General features: G+C 64.1%; 19 protein-coding genes, 1 tRNA gene and 2 CRISPR repeat arrays. Of the genes, 8 read left to right on the forward strand and 12 right to left on the reverse strand.

Annotated features, from left to right (window positions below; all coding sequences use genetic code 11):
* Positions 1–71: 71 nt before the first annotated feature.
* Genes HS053_RS08505 through HS053_RS08520 form a run of 4 tightly spaced genes read right to left on the reverse strand, consistent with a single transcriptional unit; the run spans position 72 to position 2,522 of the window.
* Complete coding sequence (locus HS053_RS08505) at positions 72–551, reverse strand: VOC family protein (RefSeq protein WP_174210791.1); 480 nt, start codon at positions 549–551, stop codon at positions 72–74.
* A 57-nt stretch (positions 552–608) separates the two neighbouring features.
* Positions 609–1,079 (reverse strand): DUF2948 family protein, encoded by a 471-nt coding sequence (locus HS053_RS08510; protein WP_174210792.1) that lies wholly within the window; start codon positions 1,077–1,079, stop codon positions 609–611.
* A complete protein-coding gene (gene murA, locus HS053_RS08515) occupies positions 1,076–2,341 on the reverse strand; it encodes a UDP-N-acetylglucosamine 1-carboxyvinyltransferase (protein ID WP_174210793.1) in 1,266 nt (421 codons plus the stop codon). Before murA ends, HS053_RS08510 begins: the two co-directional genes overlap by 4 nt.
* 4 nt (positions 2,342–2,345) lie before the next feature.
* The gene (locus HS053_RS08520; protein WP_174210794.1) at positions 2,346–2,522 is read right to left on the reverse strand and encodes a hypothetical protein; all 177 of its coding nucleotides are present in this window, start codon (positions 2,520–2,522) and stop codon (positions 2,346–2,348) included.
* Positions 2,523–2,646: 124 nt separating this feature from the next.
* Here HS053_RS08520 and HS053_RS08525 point away from each other — a divergent pair.
* The 7 genes from HS053_RS08525 (at position 2,647) to HS053_RS08555 (ending at position 11,951) form a co-directional block, all read left to right on the forward strand.
* A tRNA-Thr gene (locus HS053_RS08525) sits at positions 2,647–2,721 on the forward strand.
* Between the two features lie 226 nt (positions 2,722–2,947).
* Entirely contained in the window at positions 2,948–4,486 is a 1,539-nt protein-coding gene (locus tag HS053_RS08530; protein WP_174210795.1) for a class I SAM-dependent DNA methyltransferase, read from the forward strand.
* Between the two features lie 92 nt (positions 4,487–4,578).
* Entirely contained in the window at positions 4,579–5,688 is a 1,110-nt protein-coding gene (locus HS053_RS08535) for a restriction endonuclease subunit S (RefSeq protein ID WP_174210796.1), read from the forward strand.
* A gap of 16 nt (positions 5,689–5,704) precedes the next feature.
* On the forward strand, positions 5,705–6,094 hold the full coding sequence (locus HS053_RS08540; protein WP_174210797.1) for a hypothetical protein: 390 nt from the start codon (positions 5,705–5,707) through the stop codon (positions 6,092–6,094).
* Between the two features lie 9 nt (positions 6,095–6,103).
* Positions 6,104–9,238 carry a type I restriction endonuclease subunit R gene (locus HS053_RS08545; protein WP_174210798.1) on the forward strand — a complete coding sequence of 1,045 codons (3,135 nt, stop codon included), beginning with the start codon at positions 6,104–6,106 and terminating at the stop codon, positions 9,236–9,238.
* Between the two features lie 92 nt (positions 9,239–9,330).
* Positions 9,331–11,190, forward strand: coding sequence for a hypothetical protein (locus HS053_RS08550; RefSeq protein WP_174210799.1), 1,860 nt, complete (start codon positions 9,331–9,333; stop codon positions 11,188–11,190).
* The gene (locus HS053_RS08555) at positions 11,187–11,951 is read left to right on the forward strand and encodes a hypothetical protein (protein WP_174210800.1); all 765 of its coding nucleotides are present in this window, start codon (positions 11,187–11,189) and stop codon (positions 11,949–11,951) included. Before HS053_RS08550 ends, HS053_RS08555 begins: the two co-directional genes overlap by 4 nt.
* Before the next feature lie 40 nt (positions 11,952–11,991).
* A CRISPR array of direct repeats spans positions 11,992–12,359; the repeat unit is 37 nt; unit sequence GTGCCAATCGGCAGGGACGCCGGGCATGGGGCCAGAC.
* Between the two features lie 179 nt (positions 12,360–12,538).
* Here the strand turns inward: HS053_RS08555 and cas2 are convergent.
* The 6 genes from cas2 to HS053_RS08585 form a co-directional block, all read right to left on the reverse strand.
* Positions 12,539–12,826, reverse strand: coding sequence for a CRISPR-associated endonuclease Cas2 (gene cas2 / locus HS053_RS08560; RefSeq protein ID WP_174210801.1), 288 nt, complete (start codon positions 12,824–12,826; stop codon positions 12,539–12,541).
* A 17-nt stretch (positions 12,827–12,843) separates the two neighbouring features.
* The gene (gene cas1 / locus HS053_RS08565; RefSeq protein ID WP_174210802.1) at positions 12,844–14,877 is read right to left on the reverse strand and encodes a CRISPR-associated endonuclease Cas1; all 2,034 of its coding nucleotides are present in this window, start codon (positions 14,875–14,877) and stop codon (positions 12,844–12,846) included.
* A 151-nt stretch (positions 14,878–15,028) separates the two neighbouring features.
* Positions 15,029–15,788: a CRISPR direct-repeat array (repeat unit 37 nt; unit sequence GTCTGACGCCATGCCCGGCACCCCTGCCGATTGGCAC).
* A gap of 100 nt (positions 15,789–15,888) precedes the next feature.
* Complete coding sequence (locus HS053_RS08570) at positions 15,889–17,850, reverse strand: RAMP superfamily CRISPR-associated protein (RefSeq protein WP_174210803.1); 1,962 nt, start codon at positions 17,848–17,850, stop codon at positions 15,889–15,891.
* Positions 17,847–19,454 carry an RAMP superfamily CRISPR-associated protein gene (locus tag HS053_RS08575; RefSeq protein ID WP_174210804.1) on the reverse strand — a complete coding sequence of 536 codons (1,608 nt, stop codon included), beginning with the start codon at positions 19,452–19,454 and terminating at the stop codon, positions 17,847–17,849. The genes HS053_RS08570 and HS053_RS08575 overlap by 4 nt, the downstream gene beginning before the upstream one ends.
* Positions 19,451–21,286, reverse strand: a complete 1,836-nt coding sequence (locus tag HS053_RS08580; protein WP_174210805.1) for a hypothetical protein — start codon at positions 21,284–21,286, stop codon at positions 19,451–19,453. The genes HS053_RS08575 and HS053_RS08580 overlap by 4 nt, the downstream gene beginning before the upstream one ends.
* A 14-nt stretch (positions 21,287–21,300) precedes the next feature.
* Positions 21,301–23,019: a hypothetical protein gene (locus tag HS053_RS08585; RefSeq protein WP_174210806.1), complete on the reverse strand. Its 1,719-nt coding sequence runs from the start codon at positions 23,017–23,019 to the stop codon at positions 21,301–21,303.
* Between the two features lie 1,194 nt (positions 23,020–24,213).
* On the opposite strand from HS053_RS08585, the gene HS053_RS08590 reads away from it, so the two are divergent.
* Positions 24,214–25,086 carry a hypothetical protein gene (locus HS053_RS08590; RefSeq protein ID WP_174210807.1) on the forward strand — a complete coding sequence of 291 codons (873 nt, stop codon included), beginning with the start codon at positions 24,214–24,216 and terminating at the stop codon, positions 25,084–25,086.
* A 177-nt stretch (positions 25,087–25,263) separates the two neighbouring features.
* On the opposite strand, the gene HS053_RS22590 is transcribed toward HS053_RS08590, so the two are convergent.
* Complete coding sequence (locus HS053_RS22590) at positions 25,264–25,683, reverse strand: HGGxSTG domain-containing protein (protein WP_347233310.1); 420 nt, start codon at positions 25,681–25,683, stop codon at positions 25,264–25,266.
* Between the two features lie 81 nt (positions 25,684–25,764).
* Positions 25,765–26,607, reverse strand: coding sequence for a hypothetical protein (locus HS053_RS08600; RefSeq protein WP_174210808.1), 843 nt, complete (start codon positions 26,605–26,607; stop codon positions 25,765–25,767).
* Between the last annotated feature and the right edge of the window lie 84 nt (positions 26,608–26,691).

Here is a 26,691-nt window from a genome sequence, read left to right on the forward strand (position 1 = left end):
CCAAGGGCCCGGGCCATGGCACCAGCATGGCGCAAAGCGGCGGCCTTGTCGCGGGAAATGATGCGCGGCATTCAGCCGCGAACCGCCGCCTCGATTGCGGCCACGTCGATCTTGCCCATCTGCATCATCGCCGCAAAGGCGCGCTGCGCCACGTCACCGCCCTGCGCCAATGCCTCGGTCAGCACCCGCGGCGTGATCTGCCACGACAGGCCCCAGCGGTCTTTGCACCAACCGCAGGCGCTCTCCTGCCCGCCATTGCCCACGATGGCATTCCAGTAGCGGTCGGTTTCGGCCTGATCCTCGGTGGCGATCTGGAAAGAAAACGCCTCGCTCTGGGCAAAGGTCGGGCCGCCGTTCAACCCCATGCAGGGGACGCCCGCGACGGTAAAGGTCACCGTCAGCACATCGCCCGCCTTGCCCGAGGGAAAATCGGTCGGGGCGTGGAACACCCCTGTCACCGCGCTGTCGGGGAACGTTTCGGCATAGAAACGGGCCGCATCCTCGGCCCCGCTCTCATACCACAGGCAGATGGTGTTCTTGGGGGTCGCCATGGCATATCCCTTCCTGTTGCCCGCCTTATGGAAGGCCGGAAGGCTGCCCCGGTCAAGTCACTCGTGCGATGGCGCCTTGCCCGAAGGGGCGACATAGGGCTGGCTCACATCGCGCAATGTCACCTCCAGCGCCTCGACCGCCAGTTCCAGCGCGCCATCGCCGGCAAAGGTCAGGGTCAGCCGCCCTGCCCCGTCCTGCGGCCCGTCAAAGGCAATGTCCAAAAGCGACAGCACCGTATCGGCATCGCGCCCGATGCCTTGCGTGCGGACGGCCAGAACCTCATCCACCACCAGCAGGGATTTCACCCGCTCATAGGGGCGGCGGGCAGATTGGCCTGCCGCCTCATCCTCCCAGCGGAAACGGTTCAGCATCAGGGCGAAGCGGCGGCGCGGGCGGGAAAAAGTCATCTCGCTGGCCGGCAGCACGGCATCCTGCACCAGCGCGGCCAGCACGGCCAGACCGGCGCCGTCGCGCGCGATCAGCCGCAGCGGCGCCTCGTCACCATCCTCGAACCGCGCGTCGCTCATGCCGAAATCCGTTCGATCAGGGCGCCGCAGGCCGACAGCTTTTCCTCGACCCGCTCATAGCCGCGGTCAAGGTGATAGACCCGGCTGACCACGGTTTCGCCCTCGGCCGCCAGCGCCGCCAGAATCAGGCTGACCGAGGCGCGCAGGTCGGTCGCCATCACCCGCGCCCCTTTCAGCTTCTCCACCCCGGTCACGGTGGCGGTGCCGCCATGGACATCAATCCGGGCGCCCATGCGGATGAGTTCCGGCGCGTGCATGAAGCGGTTCTCGAAGATCTTTTCCTCCAGCACCGAAACCCCGTTGGCGGTGCAGAGAAGCGCCATCATCTGCGCCTGAAGGTCGGTGGGAAAGCCCGGGAAGGGTTCGGTCGTGACATTGACCGCCTGCACCCGGCCATTCTTGCGGCTGACCTTCAGCCCGCGCTCGGTTTCCACCACCGCAACGCCCGCTTCATCCAGCTTTTCGGCAAAGGCGCCGACCAGATGCAGCCGCCCGCCCAGCAATTCCACCTCGCCGCCGCAGATCGCCGGGGCCAGCATATAAGTGCCCAGTTCGATCCGGTCGGTCACCACCGGATGGGTGGCGCCATGCAGCCGGTCCACGCCCTGAATGGTGATGGTGCTGGTGCCCTCGCCCTCGATCTGCGCGCCCATCTTGCGCAGGCAGGCCACCAGATCGACGATCTCCGGCTCGCGCGCGGCGTTTTTCAGAACCGAATTGCCCTTGGCCAGCGTCGCAGCCATCACGAAATTCTCGGTGGCACCGACACTTGCAAGGCGCATCTCATGCACCGCACCCTTGAGCCCGCCCCGCGCCACGGCGTGCAGATAGCCGTCGCGCAGGTCAATCTCGGCGCCCAGCGCCGTCAGCGCGTCGATGTGAATATCCATCGGACGGGCACCGATGGCGCAGCCCCCCGGCAGCGAGACCACCGCATGGCCCAGCCGCGCCAGAAGTGGGCCCAGCACCAGATTCGAGGCCCGCATCTTGCGCACGATCTCATAATCGGCCAGCGGGTTGATCTCGGCATGGCTGGACATGGTGATGACCTTGCCCGCCTGCAACGGGCTGACCTCCACCCCCAGACTTTGCAAAAGCTGCGTCATGGTGCGGATATCCGACAGACGCGGCGCATTGGTCAGCGTCAGCGGCTCTTCACTCAGCAGCGTGGCCGGCATCAGCGTGAGGCAAGCATTCTTCGCCCCCGCAATCGGGATTTGCCCGTTCAGCGCGCCGTTGCCCTTTACCAGAATCGAATCCATCTGCTCACTCGCCTTTATCGTTGTCGTTGTCGCCGTCGGCACTGTCGTTGCGGGCGCGGGCCTGCGCCTTGCGCCGCCCCATATTGGCCTTGAGCGCCGCCTTCAGCCGCGCCTCGCGCGTCTCGGCAGCGCTGGCCGGTTTGGGGGTCTTGGCTTGGGAAGGGCCGGTCTTGTCCTGCATGGCGCCCCTCTTACCGCAGCCGCGAAAAAGCGTCCAGAGCGGCGGCGGTTTTGCTCTTGCACCCCGCAAGGAATGCGTCTAATCACCCGCCACGCAAACGGCGAACCCGCCGCAAGCAACCGGCGCTGCAGTAGCTCAGTGGTAGAGCACTCCCTTGGTAAGGGAGAGGTCGAGAGTTCAATCCTCTCTTGCAGCACCATTTAATCTTCGAAAATGTATTAAATTCAAATGGATGATCAGCCGCCACTGACTGCTGTCCACCCTTTGATCCACCTTCGGAGTCTCGCTGCAACCCGCACCGCCCGCCATCCGAGCGCCTGCCCCTCGCACCGCGCGCAGCTCGGACATTCCGCAGGACAATGCTGGCTTCTGCCGCCTGACTGCCATACCCTCCGAGCAGAATTGATCTGCAACGAGATGGCACTATGGGTTCAACCGACAACGCCCCCGATCTTGGGCTTGAAGCCTCGCTCTTCAAGACCGCCGACAAGTTGCGCGGCAACATGGAGCCGTCGGATTACAAGCATGTCGCCCTTGGCCTGATCTTCCTCAAGCATATCTCGGACGGGTTCGAGGCCAAGCACGCCGAACTTTTGGCGGAATACCCCGAGGATGCGGAAGACCCCGACGCGTACCTTGCCGACAACATCTTCTGGGTGCCGCCCGAGGCGCGCTGGTCGCATTTGCAGGCCAGCGCCAAACAGCCGACCATCGGCCGCCTGATCGACGAGGCGATGATCGCCATCGAGAAGGTCAACCCATCGCTCAAGGGCGTCCTGCCCAAGGACTATGGCCGTCCTGCCCTGAACGCCGTCATGCTGGGCGAGCTGATCGACCTGATCTCGGGCATCGCGCTGGGTGAGGGCAAGGACAAGGCGCGCGACCTGCTGGGCCGGGTCTACGAATACTTCCTCGGCCAGTTCGCAGGCAGCGAAGGCAAGCGCGGGGGCGAGTTCTACACCCCCCGCTCGGTCGTCCGCACGATGGTCGAGATGCTGGAGCCCTACAAAGGCCGCGTCTATGACCCCTGCTGCGGCTCGGGCGGCATGTTCGTGCAGTCGGAAAAGTTCGTCGAGGCGCATGGCGGCCGTCTGGGCGACATCGCCATCTATGGGCAGGAGAGTAACTACACCACTTGGCGGCTATGCAAGATGAACCTGGCCGTGCGCGGCATTGACGCCGACATCAAATGGAACTCGGAAGGCACCTTCCACAATAACGAACTGCCCGACCTGCGCGCCGATGTGATCCTGGCCAACCCGCCCTTCAACATCTCGGATTGGGGCGGTGAGCGGCTGCGCGAGGATGCGCGCTGGCGCTACGGCATCCCCCCTACGGGCAACGCCAACTTCGCCTGGCTTCAGCACATCCTGCACCACCTGTCGCCCACCGGCACGGCGGGGGTGGTGCTGGCCAATGGCTCCATGTCCTCGACCCAGTCGGGCGAGGGCGAGATGCGCCGCGCGATGATCGAGGGCGAAGTGGTGGATTGCATGATCGCCCTGCCGGGGCAGCTGTTCTATTCGACCCAGATCCCGGCCTGCCTGTGGTTTCTGGCGAAGGACAAGTCGAACGGCATCGCGCGCGACCGCAAACTGCGCGACCGGCGCGGCGAGGTGCTGTTCATCGACGCCCGCAAGCTGGGCTTCATGGTGGACCGCACCCGGAAAGAGTTCTCCGATGCCGACATCGCCCGGATCGCGGACACCTACCACGCCTGGCGTCTGGGCGAGGGCTATGCCGACCTGCCGGGCTTCTGCAAGTCGGCGAACCTTGAGGAAATCCGGTCCCACGGCCACGTCCTGACCCCCGGCCGCTATGTGGGGGCCGAGGCGGCGGAGGAGGACGAGACGCCCTTTACCGAGCGTTTCGCAGCTTTGCAGGAGCAACTGGAGGCGCAGTTCGCCGAGGCCGAGGCGCTGACGGCGACGATCCGGGCGCGGCTAGCGGGGGTTGGGTTGTGAGCGGCGGGTGGCAGCAAACCAAACTTTGAGAATTGCTTTCTTTTTCAAATGGGAGGTCCAGCCCTGACCGAGAGGCAGGCCTTCCTTTTCCTGTGTATGGGTCAAACGGAATTATTGGCGCGAGTGATAAAAAAAATGCAGCCGCGGGAACAATTGTTGTCGGTAGGGTCGGTACATACTGCGGTTCGATCTATCTTGCGAAAACGGACTGTTGGGTAACGGACAACGCTATCAAGGCGGTTACCAAAAACGACAACGATCCTCGCTATATCTTCTTCCTGCTAGGCACCTTAGGGCTGAACAATTTGCGTGCTGGATCTGGTCAACCCCTGCTGAATCAGCAAATCCTATCGAGCATTCCTGTCACCGCGCCGACACCGTTGGAACAACGCGCAATCGCGGCCACCCTCGGGGCGCTGGATGACAAGATCGAGTTGAACCGGAAGATGAACGCCACGCTGGAGGCCATGGCGCGGGCGCTGTTCCGCGACTGGTTCGTCGATTTCGGCCCCACCCGCGCCAAGATGGAAGCCCGCGCCCCCTACCTCTCCCCCGACCTCTGGCCCCTCTTCCCTGCCCGTCTGGACGACGACGGCAAGCCGGAGGGGTGGGCGGAGAAGCCGCTCGACCAGATCGCCGATTTCCTGAACGGCCTTGCCTTGCAGAAGTTCCCCGCCGAAAGCGATACCGATAGCCTTGCGGTCATCAAGATTGCCGAGTTGCGGAACGGTGTTACTGCCAATTCGAACCGGGCCTCGCGCAAGGTGCCGCCGCAGTATGTCGTGCAAGATCGCGACTTCCTGTTTTCGTGGTCAGGCAGTCTGCTTGCGAAGTTCTGGACAGGGGGCGAAGGGGCATTGAACCAGCACCTGTTCAAGGTCACCTCTGACCGCTACCCGGCGTGGTTCTACAGCGAATGGGTGCAGCATCATCTGGATGACTTTCAGGTCATTGCGGCTTCAAAGGCAACGACGATGGGGCATATTCAGAGAGGGCATCTGAAGGCTGCTAAGACAATTTGCCCCCCAGACCATGTGATCGCGCGGTTGGGCGAAGTCGTAGCCCCGCTAATCGCCCGCATTGTCGGCAACGAACTGGCATCCCGCACCCTCGCCCAGACCCGCGACCTCCTGCTGCCGCGTCTGATGTCGGGGGAGGTGCGGGTGGCCGAGGCCGAGCGTCTGCTCGAAACCACGATCTGAAACAGGGAGACTGCCCATGCCATTCATCGCCAAGACCGCTCCGATCGCTTCGCCAGCCGATGCGCATGTCCGCATCGAGGAACGCCCGATGTACGGCGGACAGGACATTCGCGTTGGCTCGGGGGTTTTCCTGTGGTCATCCGAAACGCAGGGCGGCGTCGGCTTGTGGGGCAAGGGAACCGTCACGGCGATTGACCCTGACGGTCCAAAGCCGGTGGTCACCGTCCGCGTCGATCAGCGCGTCAATTCCGGCAACTTCGGACTCAACGAGATCGCGCCGCATCGGGACAGCGCGCAGGACACACCAATCGTCGGCCTGGCCCGCAAGCTCTATCGGCAGGCCCACAACAAGGTTGCCCGGATCACCGATCAGGAGGCGGACCTGTTGCAGCGGTTCTTCCGGTAAGGGCTGCGCATGCCCACCCTGACCGAAGCAGCAGTTGAAGGCATCCTGCTCGATCACCTCGGGCGGCTGGGCTATGCCTGCCTGAACGACAGGGTGTCAGGCCCCGACGGCAGCGCGCCCGAGCGCGGGGCCTATTCCGACACCCTGCTTGCCGCCCGGCTGCGCGCGGCGATGGCCCGGCTGAACCCGCAAATCCCCGAGGATGCCCGCGACGATGCCTTGCGGCGGGTGGTGGCCTCGGACCGCCCCTCGCTGATCGAGGAGAACCGCCGTCTGCATCGGTTCATGGTCGAAGGCGTGCCGGTGGAATACCGGGCCGAGGATGGCTCGATCCGCGGCGATTCTGTGCGGCTGGTGGACCCGGACGACCGGCAGAACGACTGGCTGGCCATCGCGCAGTTCACGGTGATCGAGAACGGCAACAACCGGCGTCCGGATGTGGTTGTGTTCCTGAACGGCCTGCCGGTTGGCGTGATCGAGGTGAAGAAGCCGGGGGCGGAGAATGCGACCCTCGGCGCGGCGTTCAACCAGTTGCAGACCTACAAGGCGCAGATCCCGTCGCTGTTCCGCGCCAATGCCGTGCTGGTCACGACCGACGGGGTGAATGCGCGCATCGGCTCGCTGACCGCCGATCTGGAACGCTTCATGCCGTGGCGCACGACCGATGGCGCCGATGTGGCGCCCAAGGGCGCGCCGGAAATGTCGGTGCTGATCGACGGGGTCTTCGCGCGGCCGCGCCTCTTGTCGCTGATGCAGGACTTCACGGTGTTCGGCGACGCGGCGGGCGGCATCGCCAAGATCATCGCGGGCTATCATCAGTTCCACGCCGTAAAACGGGCCGTGGCCAGCACGGTGGACGCCAGCCGTTCTGGGGGCGACCGCAAGGTTGGGGTGATCTGGCATACGCAGGGGTCGGGCAAGAGCCTGCTGATGGCCTTCTATGCCGGGCAGCTGGTGCGCGAACCGGCAATGGAAAATCCGACCATTGTCGTCATCACCGACCGCAACGACCTGGACGACCAGCTCTTCGGCACGTTCTCGATGTGCCGCGACCTGATCCGCCAGACGCCGGTTCAGGCCGACTGCCGAGAGGATCTTCAAAAGGCGCTGTCGCGCGCCTCGGGCGGTGTGGTGTTCACCACAATTCAGAAATTCGCGCCGGAGAAGGGCGAGGCCTATCCGCTGCTGACGGATCGGCGGAACGTGGTGGTGATCGCAGACGAAGCCCACCGCAGCCAATACGGGTTCAAGGCCCGGATCGAGAAGACCGGCGAGATCGCCTATGGCTTCGCAAAGCATCTGCGCGATGCGCTGCCCAACGCGTCTTTCATCGGCTTCACCGGCACGCCGATTGAGCAGGACGATGTAAACACGCCAGCCGTGTTCGGCCACTACATCGACGTCTACGACATCAGCCGCGCTGTCGAGGATGGGGCGACGGTGCCGATCTACTATGAAAGCCGGTTGGCGCGTATCGAGCTGCCTGACGCCGAAAAACCCAAGGTCGACGCCGAAATCGAGGAACTGACCGAGGACGAGGCGGTCAGCGAACAGGAACGGCTTAAGCGCAAGTGGTCCACCGTCGAGGCGCTGGTCGGAGCCGAGAAGCGACTGCAAATGGTTGCCGAAGACCTCGTCGCCCATTTTGAGGCGCGGGTGCAGGCGATGGATGGCAAGGCGATGGTGGTCTGCATGAGCCGCCGCATCTGCGTCGACCTCTATAACCAGATCGTGGCGCTGCGCCCCGATTGGCATTCCGACGACGATGGTGCCGGGCTGGTGAAGATCGTCATGACCGGCTCTGCCTCGGACCCGGAAGCCTGGCAGCCGCATATCGGCGGCAAGGCGCGGCGTGACCTGCTCGCCAAGCGTGCGAAGGATCCAAAAGACCCGCTCAAGCTGGTGATTGTGCGGGACATGTGGCTGACCGGCTTCGACAGCCCCTCGATGCACACCATGTACATCGACAAGCCAATGCGCGGGCACGGGCTGATGCAAGCCATCGCGCGGGTGAACCGGGTGTTCCGTGACAAGCCTGCAGGGCTGATCGTCGATTATATCGGCATCGCCCAGAACCTGAAGTCTGCGCTGGGCCAGTATTCGAAGTCGGACCAGGAACAGGCTGGGATCGACGAGGCCGAAGCCGTGGCCGCACTTCTGGAACGCTTGGATGTCGTGCGCGCCATGTTCCATGGATTCGACTATTCCAAAGGGCTGACCGGCACCCCGCACCAACGGCTCGTCGCGCTGGCAGAGGCACTTGACTGGGTACTCGCGAAACAGGACGAGGCTGCCCGGCGCGAAACGGACCAGGAAGCCGAGAAGGCGGCGCACCGGCGTTATCAGGACGCAGTTCTGGCTCTGTCAAAGGCTTTTGCGCTATGCTCGGCCAGCGATGCCGCCCGCGAGGTCCGCGACGAGGTCGGGTTCTTCCAGACGGTGCGCGCCGCCATGGTCAAGGCTGCCGATACTTCGGGGCGATCGGCTGCCGACCGCGATTTGGTCATCCGCCAGATCGTGAATGGCGCTGTCGCATCAACAGAGATCGTCGACATCTTGTCAGCCGCCGGGCTTTCGTCGCCAGACATTTCCATTCTGTCAGACGAGTTCCTGGCCGAAGTCGGGCAGATGGAGAAGAAGAACCTCGCCCTCGAAGCCCTGAAGAAGCTATTGAACGACGAGATCAGGTCGCGCAGTAAGTCGAACGTCATCGAAACCCGGAAGTTCTCGGAACTGCTGGAAGAGGCGATTTCGCGGTATCACACCAACGCCATCAGCACGGTCGAGGTGCTTCAAGAATTGATTGCGCTGGCCAGGGAAGTCCGTAAAGCCCGAAACCGTGGAGAGGAAACTGGCCTGACGACCGAGGAAATAGCCTTCTACGACGCGCTGGCAGACAATCAGAGTGCCGTCGACATCCTCGGCAATGACCAACTGAAGATCATCGCGCATGAACTCCTGAAGGGACTGAAGGCAAACGTCAGCATTGACTGGGCGCACCGCGACAGTGCCCGGGCAAGATTGCGCGTTCTCGTGAAGCGTATCCTTCGGAAGTACGGCTATCCACCCGACCTTGAAGATGCCGCAGTACGGGGCGTTCTGGCGCAGGCAGAGGCGATGCTGGCGGAGTTGGAAGCGGCCTGAGACCGCAGGAAATGCCCGCCATAAACTGGCAACTTGAAACGTGACCAGCGGCAGCTAAAGCTGTGATCAGGCAGGGTATCAGAGAGTTTCGCATGGATCAGGTCGTGAGCAACGGACACGTATCAAAGCTGCGGACCTGCTTTTTCTGGCCTCTTACGCTGGACCGGGGACCAGGGTCAGGTCCTCAGGCGGAGGGATCCGAAAAGTTCCTGCAAGCCCAGTTCAAGAAAATGGTGAAGGAAAGCGGATTGTGGAATCCGGTAGAGGACACCCTGCTGCACTTGCCGAAATCAAAGCTGCCTGAAGGTGAGGGCAATCCGGATGGCTCTGCGAAGGAGCGTTACGGCGAGTTCGTCTATTTCCATGACTTCGTGCAGCGTGCGCTTTTCGGTTCGACTTCGACACCCGATAGCCAGCATCCTCTGCTGTTGCTTGAACGAAAAGACATTTCCGAGCTGACTTGCGAGTTCTCCGATTTCTCTGTCGCGCTCGCGGTAGAGCGGGTCAATCTCTACCTTCTTGCACCAGGCGTGGCTGTGCTGGCCCTGCAGGTATCGGTCGCAGATACGGTTCCCAGGCTTACCCTCGCGAGGGCCATGGCCTTCAATGAACGGTTCCGCCGGTCGCATATCCCCTTTTTCGACGATGATGGTGGGGCGGGCGGCGGACTGCCGCGGAAATTGGTCTGGAAGCTGAGAAATGGTCATACCCAGACCTTTGTACTTGACGAGGGTGCCGCCGACGAAGACCCCGGTGTCGTGTGGACAAAACCCTCCGACATCTTGAAGCAATTCGCCGATGCGAAACCGGGCGCACGGCGCGTGCTGCCGCTGGCGCATTGGCAGTGGTTGCTCAACGGGCCGACCGAGAAGGACGACACCCCGACAATGCCGCTGATGCCCGACAAGGGCAGCGACTTTCACTGGCGGCATTTCGCGGATGACCGGCTGCCGATCCTGACGACGATCATTCTGCCTGACAGGCTCAGCTATTATGCGCTGACCGATGGCGACTGGATGCGGCTTGCCTTTGTCGACGGGCCAGGCACCGATCCCTTTGCCTATGCCGAAGCGTTCCTGCGCAAGTCTTTCGACGATCACTGCTATGACCGCTACCATCGCAAACACGATGCCAGCACCGACGCGCCTGCCCGCTATCTGATGTGCGATTACGCGCTGACGGCTGTCACCCACCAGAACCGGTATTCCGACGTGATCGCGATGCACATGCAGCGCCATTACTACCAGATGTTCCTGCTGGCTGTGGTCGACAAGGCGACGCTGCTGTCGCTGTCCTCGCGCATTTCACGCGCGGTTGAGGACTATGACTTTGACCGCACGAAGGGCGACCGCAAGGCACAGGCCGAGGCAGACCTTTCGGACCGCCTGCAGAACATCGAGCGCGACTTCCTGCACTATGTCCACCGCTTCCGCTTCACCGGAATTTCCGGACAGCTTCAGGCAGGCGAGATGTTCGCCCAGCTTCGCAGCCGGATGGCGCTGGACGAGATTTTCGACGATGTCCAGAACGAGTTGCAGACGGCCGTCGCCTTCCTGTCGATGCGCGAATCCGAACATGCGACAGAGGCGGGTGAGCGGCTGAACATCATCGCCAGCGTCGGCCTGATCGTAGCACTGGTCATGGGGTTCTTCTCGATGAACATTCTGGGCACCGCAGACCTGCTGCTGGGCGAGAGCGCAAAGGGCGGGCTGATGTGCCGTGTTCTGGGCACGGGCTGCCCTTCGATGTTCTTGCGACATCTGGGGGTTTTCCTGCTGGGCCTAGCCTTTGGAAGTTTCTGCGGACTGACGTTTCTCCGGTTCCGTCAGAAGTCCGATCCCGGACGTGGCGTCGGTCCCCGCCGATCAGAGACGTTTCTCGAACAAGTCTTCTTTTGGGCACTCTCGGTCTTTCTGCTGGCAGGCCTCGTCTTTTCCTGGCCCTTCGGATGACCCGCTACGCTTTTTTCCTTGGCGGGCGCGATCTGGAGATGGTGACCATCGCCGCCCTGCTGCGCGAAAGGCAGGCGGGGGGCGACGTACGCATTGTGCAGGTGGCAGATGCTGGGCTGGCTTGGGGGGCGCAGGCCTCGGACTACGGGGGGCAGATTGCCGCGGCGGCGGCACGGGGCGAGGTGCCGGTTCTGGTCGAACTGACGGCAGACATGCCGCTGCCGCGGGGCACCATCGAGATCGACCACCACGGCCCCCGCTGCGCCGAGCCCCCCGCGCTTCGGCAGGTGTTTGACCTGCTGGCGCTGCCCGGCGCCGAGTGGACGCGCGAAATGGCGCTGGTGGCGGCCAATGATAGCGGCCATGTCGCCGGAATGCGGGCAGTGGGCGCGACAGATGACGAGATCCGCCGCATCCGCGCCGCCGACCGCGCGGCGCAGGGCATCACGGCGCAGGAAGAGGCCGAGGGACTGCGGGCGCTGGCGGCGCGGCGCCCGGCGCTGGAGGGCACGCTCTGGGTGATCCGCCTGAACCACGGGCGCAGCGCCACGGTGGCCGATCCGCTGGCGCTGGCGGGGGATGGGCGCGACCTGCTGCTGCTGTCGCCCGCCAGCACGCAGTTCTTTGGCGCGGGCGCGCGAATTGCGCGGCTGGATGCCGCCTTTCCCGGCGGCTGGCGCGGCGGCGCCCTGCCCCTGCGCGGCTTCTGGGGGCTGGCCCGGCCGCTGGATGAGGCGGCTGCTCTGGCTGCATTGGGCTGACCAACCCGCGCCAGAGCCGCAAACCTGACTGCAAGACCCGGTGCCAATCGGCAGGGGCGCCGGGCATGGGGCCAGACCCACCCGTTTCAACACCCCCGCGTGGGGATAGTGCCAATCGGCAGGGACGCCGGGCATGGGGCCAGACAGGAATTGCGCCTATGACAAGCAAGGTCGGTGCCAATCGGCAGGGACGCCGGGCATGGGGCCAGACTCTTCCTGAAGTGGGCGGAATAATCCGCGTGCCAATCGGCAGGGACGCCGGGCATGGGGCCAGACCTATCGGTAACTTCAAACCTGGCCAAAAGTGCCAATCGGCAGGGACGCCGGGCATGGGGCCAGACCATAACCGCCTCTTTGCGGGTGGTTGACGTGTGCCAATCGGCAGGGACGCCGGGCATGGGGCCAGACTGTGCCTCTGGAAAGCATTGGTCAAGCGAATGTTTTTTGGCAGGTTTCCACAGGGTGGACGTCTATATGGCCTCTATTGTTACAGTCGTCTAAGGATTTGGCGACAACCAATTGCCAAAGCCAGAGAATCCGCACTCCACAGGGTTACCGAAAATCCGCAGGCTCGGCCCTCCACCACGCTAGAACAGCCAGTAGCGCGCGCCATCGGCCAGAAGCGGCCCGCCCTCGACATGGCAGCGCGGCAGTGCGGCGTCGGGAATCGTGTAGATCCGCAGCGAATCATCTTCGGCCAGATGGGCCTTCAGCCGCTGATGCAGGCGGGCCAGCTGCGCGCGGCTCAGCCGCGCCTCGAACACGCTTTCCTGCACCCGCGCCGCGCGCTTCTCCAGCGTGGCCGCCACCTTGCGCCGCCGCCGGTTGTCGGCAATGTCGTAGACAATGACACGCAATTGCGGACGGTCGGACATGGGTCAGGCTTTCATCTCTAATGCTTCATCCGGTAAGGCTGCCAAGCCTCGCGCGCCATCGCGGCCTTGGCAAAGCGCTGGCTTTCCAGCAGCAAAAGCCGCCGCCAGGTGCAGCGGTCGCCGGTGGCCGGATCAAGGATCGGCCGGGCAATCCACGACTCCCAAGCTTGCACCAGTTTGCGCCCCGCGCCCGGCAACAGGCGGATACCATGACGCCGCCCAGAGGGGGCGGGCTCTGCGGTGAAGTCATCCGCACGCAGGATGCGGTTATTGAAGAGGTACACCGCCAGCCCCTCGGCCAGCGGCGCCCGGAACGGCTCGATCAGGTCATAGACGCAGGCATCGCGCCCGTCGCCCGTGGCATGCAGCAGGCCAAAGCCCGGATGCAGCCGCGCCCGCAGCACGGCAGCACGCATGTCGCGCGTCAGCAGCGAGGCGGTGTAGTCGAGCACCGCATTCACCGGCGTCGCCCGTGTCGGGTCTCGGCGCGAGGGCAGCGCGAACCCATGTTCCAGGCAGGCCGACAGCGCGGGCCAATAGCTGCGCGCTGCCTCGGCCTCGGCGGCGCGCAGGCGGTCGGCATCGCGCGCGCCCTCGGCCTTGAGCCAGTCGCGCTTCATCTCCTCGCAGGCGGCCTCGACCAGGGGCAGCGCGCGCCGCCGGTTCAGCCGCTTGAGCAGCGCCTGCCCGTTGCGGATGCGCGCGCCCACCAGAAGCCGGGCCTGCGGCAGCGCCAGCGCCGGGGTCAGCGCCAGTGCCGCCTGCGCCAGATGCAGCGCGGCATCGTCATGCAGCGCGGGCATCAGCACCGATTGCGGCAATCCCGCCTCGTTCAGCAGCGCGACCGGAATGCCATGGGCCGCCGCAAGCCGCAGCGCCGCATCCTCGGCCTCGACTTCGGCGCCAAGGTCGATCCGGGCAACCATCGCCGCGGGCAGCCGCAGGCGTGGGCGGCCACGGGCCAAGACGGCAAAGCCCTCACGGTCGGCGACAAGGCGATAGCCCGGCTCGAAGAGGTAAAGCGGCACCGCGCCGGTCGCCAAATCCTCATCCCCGGGCAGATCGGGGCCGGGACCTTCGTGCAGTCGAACCGGCTCGGGCTCCTTGATCGGGACTGGTGCCAGCGGCGATAGCGCCTGCATAGCCCCCGCCTCCTCCTCGGCCTCAGGCGTCCCGGCGTAGCTGAGGAGCGGGCGGGGCGGTTCTTCCGGCTCTTCGCTGCTTTGCAGCACCATGCCGCGCACAAAAAGATGCCCCAGAAAGCGCAAGGCCTCTTCATAGGGCACGATCCGCGTCTTCTGCAGGTTAAGCTCCAGCCCGCCCTCTGCCAACACCGCCTGTGCGCGCGCCAGCGCCCCCTCGGCACCCGGGCGGCTGCGGGTCAGCAGCACGAAGTCATCGGCAAAGCGGACAAGGCGCACATTGCCCTTTGGCCCAAAGGCCTCGTCCAGCGCGTCAAGATGCAGGTTGGCCAGCACCGGCGAGACCGGCGAACCCTGCGCCAAGCCGACGCCGCCAGGCCCGAAACTGTCCAGCCACTGCCCCACCAGATCGACCAGCCTGCCCTCGATCCCCGAAGCGGACAGCCGTGCGGCCAGCGGGGCGTGGGGCACGTTGTCAAAAAAGGCGCGGATGTCGGCATCGACAACATAGCGATAGCCCTGCCGCCGCAAGACATCCACCCGCGCCACCGCCTGCGCGACGGACCGGCCGGGGCGGTAGCCAAAGCTGGCCTCTTCGAACTGCGGCTCGAGCACGGCCGACAGGACCGAGGCGGCGGCCCGCTGGGCGACACGGTCCACCACACAGGGGATGGAGAGGGTGCGCATCCCGCCGCCGCGCCGCTTGGGCACCTGAAGGCGGCGCAGCGGACCGGGGCGATACATGCCCGCCTGCAATTCATGGGACAGCCGGGCAAGCCGGAAGTCCGCCTCCCGCGCGAAGTCTGACAGCGATTCGCCGTCGCCGCCCGGTCCGCCGCCGTTGCGCTGCGTCCGCAGCCAGGCTTCGCCCAGCGCGGCAACCGAAGTGGCTTGATGGAACATCGACATTACCGGACCCTGTGGAGTGCTGATAATTCTTATATGATGGTATGTTACCGGACGGATTTGAAGCCATGTTTCATTCTGATCACAGATAAACCCGGACCCTGTGGAAATATGCCATAAAACAATCACTTGACCAATGCTTTCCAAAGGCACAGTCTGACGCCATGCCCGGCACCCCTGCCGATTGGCACCGATCATGCCGCAGCCGAACAGCAGATACGTCTGACGCCATGCCCGGCACCCCTGCCGATTGGCACTGAGCAGCCCTCCCTTATGCATCGGGAATAGTCTGACGCCATGCCCGGCACCCCTGCCGATTGGCACCCAGTTCGGCGACGGACCGCACAGAAAGGGTCTGACGCCATGCCCGGCACCCCTGCCGATTGGCACTCCCTCCTGGTTGACGAAGGAGCCGTAAAGTCTGACGCCATGCCCGGCACCCCTGCCGATTGGCACACCTCGCGGGCGGTCAGCTGTTCGGGCGGTCTGACGCCATGCCCGGCACCCCTGCCGATTGGCACTCTTTGGTCGCATCGCGCACCACGCCGAGTCTGACGCCATGCCCGGCACCCCTGCCGATTGGCACCGCACGGCTGATCACGGCGGCGGCCATCGTCTGACGCCATGCCCGGCACCCCTGCCGATTGGCACCTTTCTCAGGCCCGCCGATCTCGGCTTCGGTCTGACGCCATGCCCGGCACCCCTGCCGATTGGCACCTGGCGGCAGCGATCAGTTTTTCCATGGGTCTGACGCCATGCCCGGCACCCCTGCCGATTGGCACTTCAAACCCACGTTGAACCTCATTTTTTGTGTCTGACGCCATGCCCGGCACCCCTGCCGATTGGCACGACGGACGAGGCGGGCAAGCGGACTTACGTCTGACCCCATGCCCGGCACCCCTGCCGATTGTCTGCGTGCGCCGGCCTCAACCGCGCTTGGCAAAACATAAAAGACCCCCATGGGGGTCTTTGTGCTGCGTTCTTTGTGGAATGTCGTCCGGGAGAGGCAGCGGGTCAGGACAGCTTAATGGAATTTACCCTGTTGCCCTTGCCTGGCGTAAAGAGGACCGCGCGGCCCTTGCTGGCCTTGTCCAGCCCGATAGCGCGACACTGGTCTGCGTCAACATAGCGGTCCGCCCCTCCACCATCGGGGACAATCATTGCAAAAGGAGCATTCCCCGTCTTGGGATGCGGCTGCCAGAACTTAAGCTTACCCCGCATCTCATCAGGCTGCGCAACTACTCCAGATATCTCGCGCATTGCAGAGGCTGCACGGGCCGGACGCCAGGTCTTTGGCGCGGTCCCATCTGTCGTCAGCACCGGGACAAAGTCATCCTCGCTGATCGGCCTCAGCCGCTGTCGCCAGGCCTTCCAGCCTGTTTCCTTTGTCCCCGTATCGTTCCTGACAAACCATGCGAAACTGTCGGTTTCGGCACCTACAGCCTGCACTGTCTTTCCACGCACATCGAACTTTTCTTCCGTCAGCGGAACAGGCAGCACCGGCACGTCGCTGCCCGCCCTGTGCGGTCCGTCGCCGAACTGGTGGGTCTCACCAATCGCCAGCAGCGCGCGCTTGGCGGGCTCGTCCTCATTCTCCAGCCAGCCGGAATGAGCCGCAAAGTGCCGGTCGAACAGCTCGCGCCCGGTGCCATCCGCTGCGGCCTTGCGGTCGTCTTCCGCAAAGACCGCCTTCGCCGCATAGCGCGCCACCCGATCCACCAGCACTAGCGACAGGGGATCAATCCTGATCGACCCCAGCCCCAGCGCCTTGCCCAGCCCGATCTTGTGGCGGAACTGCTCGGACGGCCGCAGCGAATAGCACAGGATGTTCAGTTCGTGGTCCGAGAGATTGTCGAAATCGACGTGGAAGTCGAAGGTCACGCCAGTTTTGAGCAGTGGCACTGCGGCCTTGCGCTCCAGATCCTTGTGGGACTTGCGATCATCGGCCGTCTTCCACGGCTCAGCCGCAGTGTCAGGATGGTGCAGATAGAACTTGGTCCCCTGAATGGCGTAGTCTCCGGGACTACTGGCAAAGGCCTTCCTGTCAATGAAGCTGTCTGGCTGCCCTTCGCGAACAAAGTAGAAGTTGGGCGTGGCTGACCGCAGATCGGCATAGATTTTCGGGTCCGGCCCATGTTCTTTCTTCGTGCGCTTCGGCCGCTTCATCGGCTGTGCCTGTTCCTTCAGGCCGATCAGGTGGAGACCATTGGGCGCGTAGTTCGCCACCGCCGGGATGCGCAGTTTCTCCTCGACATCGAGAAAGAAGCTGGAAAGCCTTGCCTGCGCGAAGTCGCCCGAGGGGACGGCATGGCTGAACCGGAGCTTGCCCGCAGCAGAGACCGGGGTGGCCTTCGCCACCTTGTCCGTGGGATGCGCGGCCTTAGGTCCTTTATTTGCCATATCACGGATGAAGCCGAACATGGCCTCAACCGGATTGATTTCACTGCGCGTTGGCCGGAGTGATTTGGCCTTATCGGAATGGATGGTCAGGGGGCGGCTGTCCGCAGGCACGTGGTCGTGCACATGGGTCAGCGGGAAGCCAGGATTGCCCGGATAGTGCCGGAAGCGTTGCCAGTTCTTCGCAGCATCCCTCTCACTCCAGGCCACGGTCAGCATCTCGTCCGACAGCACCCGATATGGCGCTCGCGAAACGCTTTCGGCGATCGAGGACAGCACGCCCTTAAGGCTGGAGGCCGGTATCGCGGGGCGGCCGCCGAACAGGAAGGGCTCGACCTGCGAATACCGGTTCTGCCCCTCACCACTATGCCGTTTCGCACCGATCACCGTCTCGCATTCCAGCGTGATGCGGCAGGTGATGCGTCCGGAATGGGTGCCCGGCGCATAGGCGGCGTGGCCGTCCGCGATGCGCTTAGGGCCAAGGCCGTAGTCGGACTGTTTCTCGGGCAGCGCGCGCTTGTCCGTGTTGCTGGGTGGTCGGCGCGGAACGAAATGATAGGCGTTGCGGAATTCGCTCATGCCTGTGCCTCCTCGGGGATCGGCCGCCCGGCCTTCCAGGTTCTTGCCTCTTCGTGCAGCAGTCCTACCGCTGTCTCGATCACCTGGCGGCCGGTCAGACAGGCACGGAAGGGCTTCAGGGACGTGACGGTCTCTGACAGACGCAGAACCTCATCGCCCAGATGCTTCAGCAGGTCCATCCAGCCGCCGTTGCCGAAGACCAGCTCCCGCACACCGCCGTAGCCCTTGCGGGTCGCCGCGCCGAGCGGGATGTCGCCGCAGCCGAGATCTTTCAGCGTCAGGGCAAGCAAGCCGATAGCTGCGGGTGTGACGCTGCATTCTGCATTCATGGACCGTTTGCCGGTCAGTGCCGTTTCGGTCCGGCGCCCCAGCACCAGATGAATTCGCCCCTCAAGCCGGGGAGACTCAAAGGCGCGCATGCTGAATTTCCTCTCATCCGCCCCGCCGCCGGACAGCCGGTCAATCGCCACGAACTCCTGTTCGACCAGCGTGCAAGGACTGCATTTGAACTCTTCGCATTCCAGCAACGACCCCGCCCTTGCCGAGCCAAACAGCGAGGCAAAGCTGTCGGGCAATTCGGTATCATCGTCGCCCCAACGGCTGAAATCCTGCGAGATGGTACGGTAGATGCGCTTCGCCTGAGCGCGCAGGGCGCCATCAAGGCCCGAGCCGGGCAGGCGCGCGGTGGTGTCGTCCCGGCCATGCAGCCGCAGGGGCCGTTTGCGCAGCACGGATGTGCCTTCGGCATTTTTCACCACTTCAGCGGCGCCGACAAGGAAATGCCCCTCGATCGCCAAGGTGAACAGCAAGGTGACGCGCTGGTCGGGCAGGCGCGTCACCTTTACCGGGACCACTTTAGCCTTTGTCGCAAAATCCTCCCAGGTCTTGTTTGCACCGCGGAACTGCCATTCCTTCGCCTCGGCCTGACCAAATCGCCAGATGTCATCGGCCAACCACTCGACTCTCCCGTCCCCCTGCGACGTGCCCGAGCCCAGCGCGCTTGAGGCGTCATTGCCATCGATCAGGGCAAGCAGGCCCAGAAACAGCGCCACCTCCGCCTCGGTTGCCCGGCAGAAGACGACCTTGACACTGAATGTCGCACCCGGAGCGACGATCCTGTCCTGCCGCAACTGACCATCCTCCGCCGTAAGGCTGCCCTCGTGCAGAGCCGTCCGGCCACGGATGGCGGGCCGATATCCATTGTTCGGGTCATGGTTCAGCATGGAGTTGCGGAACTCGGCATGACCGCCAAAGCCGATCGATGCGGCCGTGTCATTCGTATCGCGCCCCGGTTCCGGCTGATCCCCCAGAAGCCGGAACAGCGCCTCTTTTTCGGTCACAGACAGACTGGCCGCGGCCCGCGCGCGAAGCAGGCCCTTGAGGGCGGTCGCCGGGACATAGGGCCGCCCCTCGTGGTCCATCTCGATACCGACGACCGGAGCAAACTGCCCCTCCGGCAAGGCATCAGGCGGGGCGTTGGGTTCGACACTCGCGGCCTCCCGCTTCTGCGGTGCCGGAGGATCGGTCTCGTCAAAGCCTGTGCGAATGCTCAGCGGGCTGATGACCTTCAACTTGCCTTTGATGATCCATCTCTGGGGCGTCATCCTGCCACCTCACCAAACAGAGCGATCACCTCGACATCCTCAGGTGCCAGCGCAACATGAGATGCCCTGCCATCTGTCAACCGGGCAGGCAAGGTCACTTCGCCATAGCCGTTTTCCGGCAGATATGGACAATAGCGCCAGAGGTCCGGCACATCCGTCAGCCCGTGGAACTCAAGGACCGAGGGTGGAACCGGCAGCCCCCGGTCGAACCACACATCCGGAAGAGACGCTTGGCCAGACGTGCGGTCAAACACGAAGGTTGCGCCCGACTCGCTCAGCAGCCAAGGCCGATAGGACGACTTATCATTCAAACGATTTAGGAAGAAGGCGCCACCGGCAAGCCGTTCCTGTGCGAAAGCGGCCGTAAGGGACCAACCCGCAGGCAGGCCGATCTCGCGGAACGCGGCCTCATAGGCCCGCCGGAGGTCAGTGCCGCTTCTAGGTGTGCGCAGAAGGGCAAGGCTTGCCAGCGTGACGATCACGCGGCCATTAGCGGGATCGGGACGCTGGGGAGGAGCGGTGCTTATGTCTGTAAGTGTCGCCTCGGCATAGGCTCCGCCGCGACCGATGCCGCCAAGGCCATCCTGAAGCGCGTGCGCCAAGGCGTCGGCCATCCTGCCGGGCACTTCGATCTCGGCAAGGAAATCATGCTTGTGGACAAGCGTATACTCGACGCCGAACAGCCGATTGGCCTTTGCCGCGCGATACTCCCGGTCGATTTGGGTGCGCACGCGCAGTTCCGTTGCCGGTTTTTCCACCTCGGGAAACAAGGCATTGCAGGCGCCGTAGTGCTTGTCCTTCCAGTCAAAACGACCCAAGGGCATCTTACCGCCGATCAGGCAGGCTTCCTGAGGCTGTTCAAGCCCGGCAAGGTCAACAATTAAGATCTTGTCGCCCTCTTCGACTGCAGCGAGCGAGTCTGGCAGGGGACGGCCGCGGTCAGCACTGCCCTGCGCCACCGGCACAGCATGACGGATGACCAAGGCCTCGAACCCGGCGGCGAGTGGCTGCAATTCCTTCGGCAGTTTCTCCCTGATCGCGGGCTCAAGCACTCCCGACAATCCCGCCGCTGCCATAACCTGCCGGGCGATTGCGCCCTTGACTACGCCGCCGGGCACATAGCCTGCCGAGACATAGGTGTTGGCGGTATTGCGCGCCTCACCTGCGCAAAACGCATCCTTGAAGCACAGGCGCAGCTGCAGCCTCCGGCAGTCCTTGGGCAGCCTTGCAGCGGCCGGCAGGACTTCTGGCTTGCCCACGTCTATCTTGGCGGCCACGCCGAAGCCGACCGTCCGCATCCCGCCGAACTGGGTGACAAACTGTAGGGCGCGGGTGACCCGGGCGATCTGCGTTTTGTCCAGTGCGCCGATCATCCGCAACTCGCCCTTGAACGCAAGTTCCTCGCCCGCCGCGAAAGGTTGTTCGATCACCTGCATCATGCCTTCGGCGACCGTCCCGGTAACATTATCACGGGCAATCCGGGTCCGGGCGCGGTTCTCGCCCTCGGAGGATTTGGCAAGTACGAAATCAGAGGCACCGAGGTTGCGGCGGGCCTCGCGCCCGGTCGTCCTGTCGGCACCCGCTTTCCTGTCGTCATCGGAGGTCTGCGAACTGGCGGCATGCAGCCTTTCCATATCCTCCCTGTAGCCGTCGCCCTCCCGACCCGGCAGCAGCTCGGTCAGTTCGCGCGTGGCTTCAACGAGCTTGCCCAGCACATGACTGCCCGGCAGGATCAGCCGTTTGCGGGCATCGCGCGCCAACGGCAGGTCAATACCGAAATCACCAGTCACATAAGCCCGTGTGGCATAGGGCGCTGTGATCGTGATTGTCACAGGTAGCCGGGTAATCATCGGGTGACCTCCGTGTCGGGCTCCGTCTCGGGTGCGAGCCCTACCCGGTCAGCCGCCTGCCGCTCGGGCACCAGATAGTCCCAATAGGCTTCCAGTAGGGCAAAGAAGCGGTCCTGCGAAAAGGCCCGCTCACCCTTCAACGCCGCCTTGGCGTCGCCTCTGAGGTCCTTCTGCGCCGCGCTGACCAGTTCGACCCACCTTTCGTCACGGTAAGAGGCGCCCGGCGCACGGCCCGAATGCAGGGCCTGCGCGACCTGCCGCAGCCGTCCACGCGACACATGGCCGCCCCTGCCTGCTGCAAGCGCCTCGGCGGCCCGCCGCAGGCTTTGCAGTTCCTCAAGATCGAGGGCGCGGAAGGCCTCTCGCTCAGCCTTGGACAGGGGATCGCCGGTCGGCTTGGGGACGGCGCGGGCCAGATGGGACGTCAGATTCGTTCCGATGTGATCGAAAGATTCCAGCACCTCGACCATGGCCAGCGTCTCAGCCTTGCCGTCGCGGCCCTTGCGGTCCTCGCCGTCAACGCCCTCGGGCTTGAGGCCCTTGATATGACCGGCCAGATCATCGGCCAGTTTCTTGATCCGGGCGATGGGCGCGTCATGGTGGCAGAAGACGGCACCGATTGAGAACGACACAGGCTCGCCAAGCAGGTCCAGATTCTTCGCCGTTCTACCGACGATCTCCAGCACCGGCCAGCCCAGCCGGGCGGGCACGATGAACATGATCTCGTCGCCGCCCCAGAGCAGCAACTCGAACCGCGCCACCTGATCGGCAGAATCACGGATGTCTTGCCGCACCCGCTCCTCGTCGGGCGACGGCTTGCCATAGCCTTTCCTTCTGATCACTTCGGAGAAGACAGCGGCGATAATCCTGGCGCGCAACCCTGCAACGGTGTTGTCGAAAACCTGCTGCGCCTCCAGCGTGTCGCTTTTTGTCAGCGCTTCGTCCTGCACCTTGCCAAAGCCATTGCCGTCCAGCGTGATGACACAGATCTTGTCCGCCAGCGTCGTCTTCAGCCCTTCGGGCCGGGCGGCATGGTCGGAAATCGAACTGGTCTGCATCGCAAAGGGCCGCGTCACGCCCGACTGCGACTTCAGCCAGTCCTCGGCAGTCTTGGACAACAGACTCTTGCTCTGGCCAGTCACCGGATCTGTCAGTGCAGTCTCTTCTGCGATCAGCTTCTGCTTCTTGTCCATGCCATGGCGGCGGCGATCATGAACCGACTGGCTGACGCGCAGTTTCCGGGCCTGGCCAATCTCCTGCGATTGCGCTACCGGGCGCACGAAATCCACTTCGCAGACCGCATTTTGTTTTCCAGGCTCGGGATAGGCGACGCGCGACTGCGACAGGCGCTGGCGCTGGATCGCGGCGCGCAGACGGTTGCGCTGACGGCTGTAGCTTGGGGAGTCTTCCACCACAGCGGCCAGACCATACCGCAGGTGGCGGAACGGCCCCTCGCCCAGATGAGCGCGCAAGGCCGACATGAGGCCGGGTATCTCCTCTGCCCCGACCCGCAAACGCCAAATACCGACAGAGCCGCCCTTGGTCGCCTGATCGACCTTGCCGGGGAGCTTGCCGACCAGCCAGTCATCTGCCCGCGTCACCAGATCGCGCAGCAAAAGCGATCCGCCGCGAATGGTGGACAAATCCTGCGTGTCAAAGATCGAATCCGAGAAATTCTGCCCCTCAAGGCAAAGCCAGAACGGAGCGGCCTGCATTCTGAACCACCCAACCCACCAAGTTTCGCTGCAACTCTGCGGGGATTCGCGGTGCAGGGCAAGGATTTCGACGTCTTTTCCGCGTGGTGGCGGGACCGAAAATGCCGGCGAACCCTGTGGATTTCATTTTAATATTCAAAATCAAACTTCTAAGTGATTTACCTGACAATCGCTCGCCGACACCCCCACAAAAACCTCTGACCCTGTGGAAAATGCCCCCAAAATAACCCCTTGACCAATGCCTTCCAGAGGCACAGTCTGGCCCTATGCCCGGCACCCCTGCCGATTGGCACCCTCAGGCAGCGCGGCAAGGACGGCGGGGGTCTGGCCCTATGCCCGGCACCCCTGCCGATTGGCACTTGTCGTCCCACGACAAGCCCTTCTCGATGGTCTGGCCCTATGCCCGGCACCCCTGCCGACTGGCACTAGGCGGCCCATAACCCATCCACGGTCAGGTCTGGCCCTATGCCCGGCACCCCTGCCGATTGGCACGCCGTAAAGGCCCGCAAGCAAGAAGAAGGTCTGGCCCTACGCCCGGCACCCCTGCCGATTGGCACCTCTGCGGCGCGCTTGAGAATGTCACTCAGTCTGGCCCTATGCCCGGCACCCCTGCCGATTGGCACGAAATGAATCGTGAATTGCAAGGTACGGCTGTGTCTGGCCCTATGCCCGGCACCCCAGCCGATTGGCACTCAAATTTCTCTTGGTTGAGTTTCCCCAGTCTGGCCCCATGCCCGGCACCCCTGCCGATTGGCACGAAATGAATCGTGAATTGCAAGGTACGGCTGTGTCTGGCCCTATGCCCGGCACCCCAGCCGATTGGCACTCAAATTTCTCTTGGTTGAGTTTCCCCAGTCTGGCCCCATGCCCGGCACCCCTGCCGATTGGCACGAAATGAATCGTGAATTGCAAGGTACGGCTGTGTCTGGCCCTATGCCCGGCACCCCAGCCGATTGGCACTCAAATTTCTCTTGGTTGAGTTTCCCCAGTCTGGCCCCATGCCCGGCACCCCTGCCGATTGGCACCGAGGAATGCTTCATCGATGTTTTGGTAGTTCGTCTGGCCCCATGCCCGGCACCCCTGCCGATTGGCACGTCACGTCCGTCACTTGGACGACGTTGGGTCTGGCCCCACCATGCCCGGCACCCCTGCCGTTTGCTTGCCGGTGGCGGCGGCTTGCGGCATTCTGCGCGGATGCTCAGCTTGCCCGACGCCTCCCATCCCGAAAGCGAAGCACCCGGCCTGCTGGCTGCGGCGCTCAGCGTGACGCGGCTGGATACGCTCTGGGCTGCTGATCTGCGGCTGGATGACGGCCCCGGCCTGCCCGCCCGGCTGCGGGGCGCCTGGGGGCAGCGGCTGCGGCTGCATGCGGCGGAAGGTTCGGATGAGGCGGAGCAGGCGCTGGAACTGTTCTTTCCCGAAAAGACCGCGGCGCCCGGCTTTGGCGGGGCACCGCCGCCCTACCGCTTTGCCGCCGCACAGGGACCCGCGGGGTTGTCGGTGACACTGGCCCTGATCGGCTTTGCCGGGCGCTGGCGTCAGGCGGCCTTCGATGCCCTGATCGCCGCGCTGAGCGAGCCGCCGGGTCTGGCCCTGCGTGATCGCAGCGGGCCTTCCGCCCGGCTGCGGCTGTTGCGCGCCGATTGGACCAGGACCGAGGGCATCCGCCCCCTGCCCCCCGGCGACCGCGTGGTGCTGGAGTTTGCCACTCCGCTGCGGATCGGGCCGCGCGATGCGCTGGGGACGCGATTTTCCGATGTGCTGGTCGGGCTGGCCGAGCGTGGGCGCGATATCGGCCCCTGGATCGGCCTGCGCTTCTGCCCTGATTTGAGCACCTGGAGAGATCGCGCCAATCAACTTCGCTACGACACCAAAGGGTTAAAGCCGGTGGTTTGGGAGAGCTGGTCCACGCGCAACGGCCGCGACAATGCGGCAGGCTATCTGGGGCGGCTGGTGATTTCGGGAGCGGATGGAGCGGTGATGGCGTTGCTGGCGGCGGGAACCATTCTGCATGCCGGACGCAGCCCGGGCAAAGGGTGCGGGCGCTATCACCTGACTGTCACGTGATCCCGATTATCGGCAAGTCCGGAACTGGTCATCATTGCTCAACATCTGTGTAAGACCCCATACATATGCGTTTTGGTCTGATCGGGCAGATCGGGCGCACCGGCGGTTTTCAGGCTCGTGAGCCGGAATTTCCCCGGAAATCGGACGCTTTGTGCAGGGCTGACCTGCGCGCCTTGGCTATGGCAGCGCCGATGCGCCACGCTCCCGTCGCCATTTGGCCCATCGCCTGCGCTGGGCGGCCGCGATCCTGGCCTTTCCTGCCAGGCTGCGCGGCCCGGTGGAGAGACCACCGTGCAGGCGGCAGCGGAATCTGCCCGGCACGACCTTGCGACTGCAGGCCCTTCCCCGGCGGGTCCTCGCGCCGCAGCAGGGACGAAGCCGGACCGGAAGCGCGCGACCGTCATCCGCCAATCCGCGGGCGCGCATGGCTTTGCAGAAGGTGTCAACGCAGTTGTGGCAAACCGGGCGGTAGTCGGGGTGCAAGTTCTGCACCGCCGGACAGGCGCGGGACGGGGGGCATATGCTGCGAAGCCAGCGCCTGATCTCTTCGGCATGGCGCTGTGCGATATCCTCAGTGTTTCTTGATGAACGTCCCATTGTTACATCCTCCTGACGGCCTAGAAACGGAAGCGGCAGATATCCGCGCCGGACGGACCGGCAGCCACTTCGCAACTGGTGCTACTGGGCCGCCCTCCGCGCAGAGGGGCAGATGCGCTTGCTGCTGCGCCCGCCTGGAGCCGCCTTGTCCTCCTGAATCCGCCGCTTCAGCTCGTTTGCGATGTAGAAGCGGTCCTTGCGGCACGGGCTGCCCTCGATCCGGCCTTGGGCGATGTCGTAGCGCCCGTCCGGTTGATCGCCGCCGAAGGACTCGCCGCGGACTGGCTTGCGATTGTTGGGAACCGCAAGTCCGCGCAGGATCAGCCCGGATGGCTCGCCCTTGCCGAGATAGGACGCGAGGAAATAGCCGCGTCGCTTTGGTCGGGTATCATTGGCCAGATGCCATGACCCAAGCACGCTGCAGGCAAACTCGCCCTCGCTGTGCTGAGACAGGCGCCGCTTTCGCGGCTGAGCCGGTTCACCGGTCAGATGCGCCACGAATCCGGTCAATGCCGGATGCAGATGCGGTGGCACATGGCAGCCAAAGTGCCAGTGTTCGCCGGAGGTGTCGGCATGTTCGCGCACCCAGATGTAGAACAGCGGGAGACCCTGGCGACGCAACCATTTCCGCAGGCGCTCTACCAGATGTCCGATGCGACCTGGCGTCGGAAGCACCCGCAACGGATGAACGTCGCCGTCGCAGAAGAGACTGGTCCATCGCACCGTTAGAAGGGTGTTGAGGGCGGCTCCATGCGCGGCAGCGACGGCGGCGGCCTCGATGAAGCGCGCCTGCGTCCCGATCGGCAAGCCGGTGGTCGCCTTCGGCGGCTGCGCCTGGCGGCCATACGAAGATAGCGACGCGGGGGCCTTTCCATAGGGCGGGTTCCGTAAATCGGGCCTTCCGAGGGGGAGAGAAAGTTGCATCGTGCGACCTCTGGGATGTCGGGCAGGGCATGACTGTTTCGTCCCCGACCGAGAGGGGCTCGGGCGGGGTACATGGAAGGTGCG

Origin of the sequence: Tabrizicola fusiformis, assembly GCF_013328815.1 — a bacterium.
In the GTDB taxonomy this organism is placed as follows: Bacteria; Pseudomonadota; Alphaproteobacteria; order Rhodobacterales; family Rhodobacteraceae; genus Fuscibacter.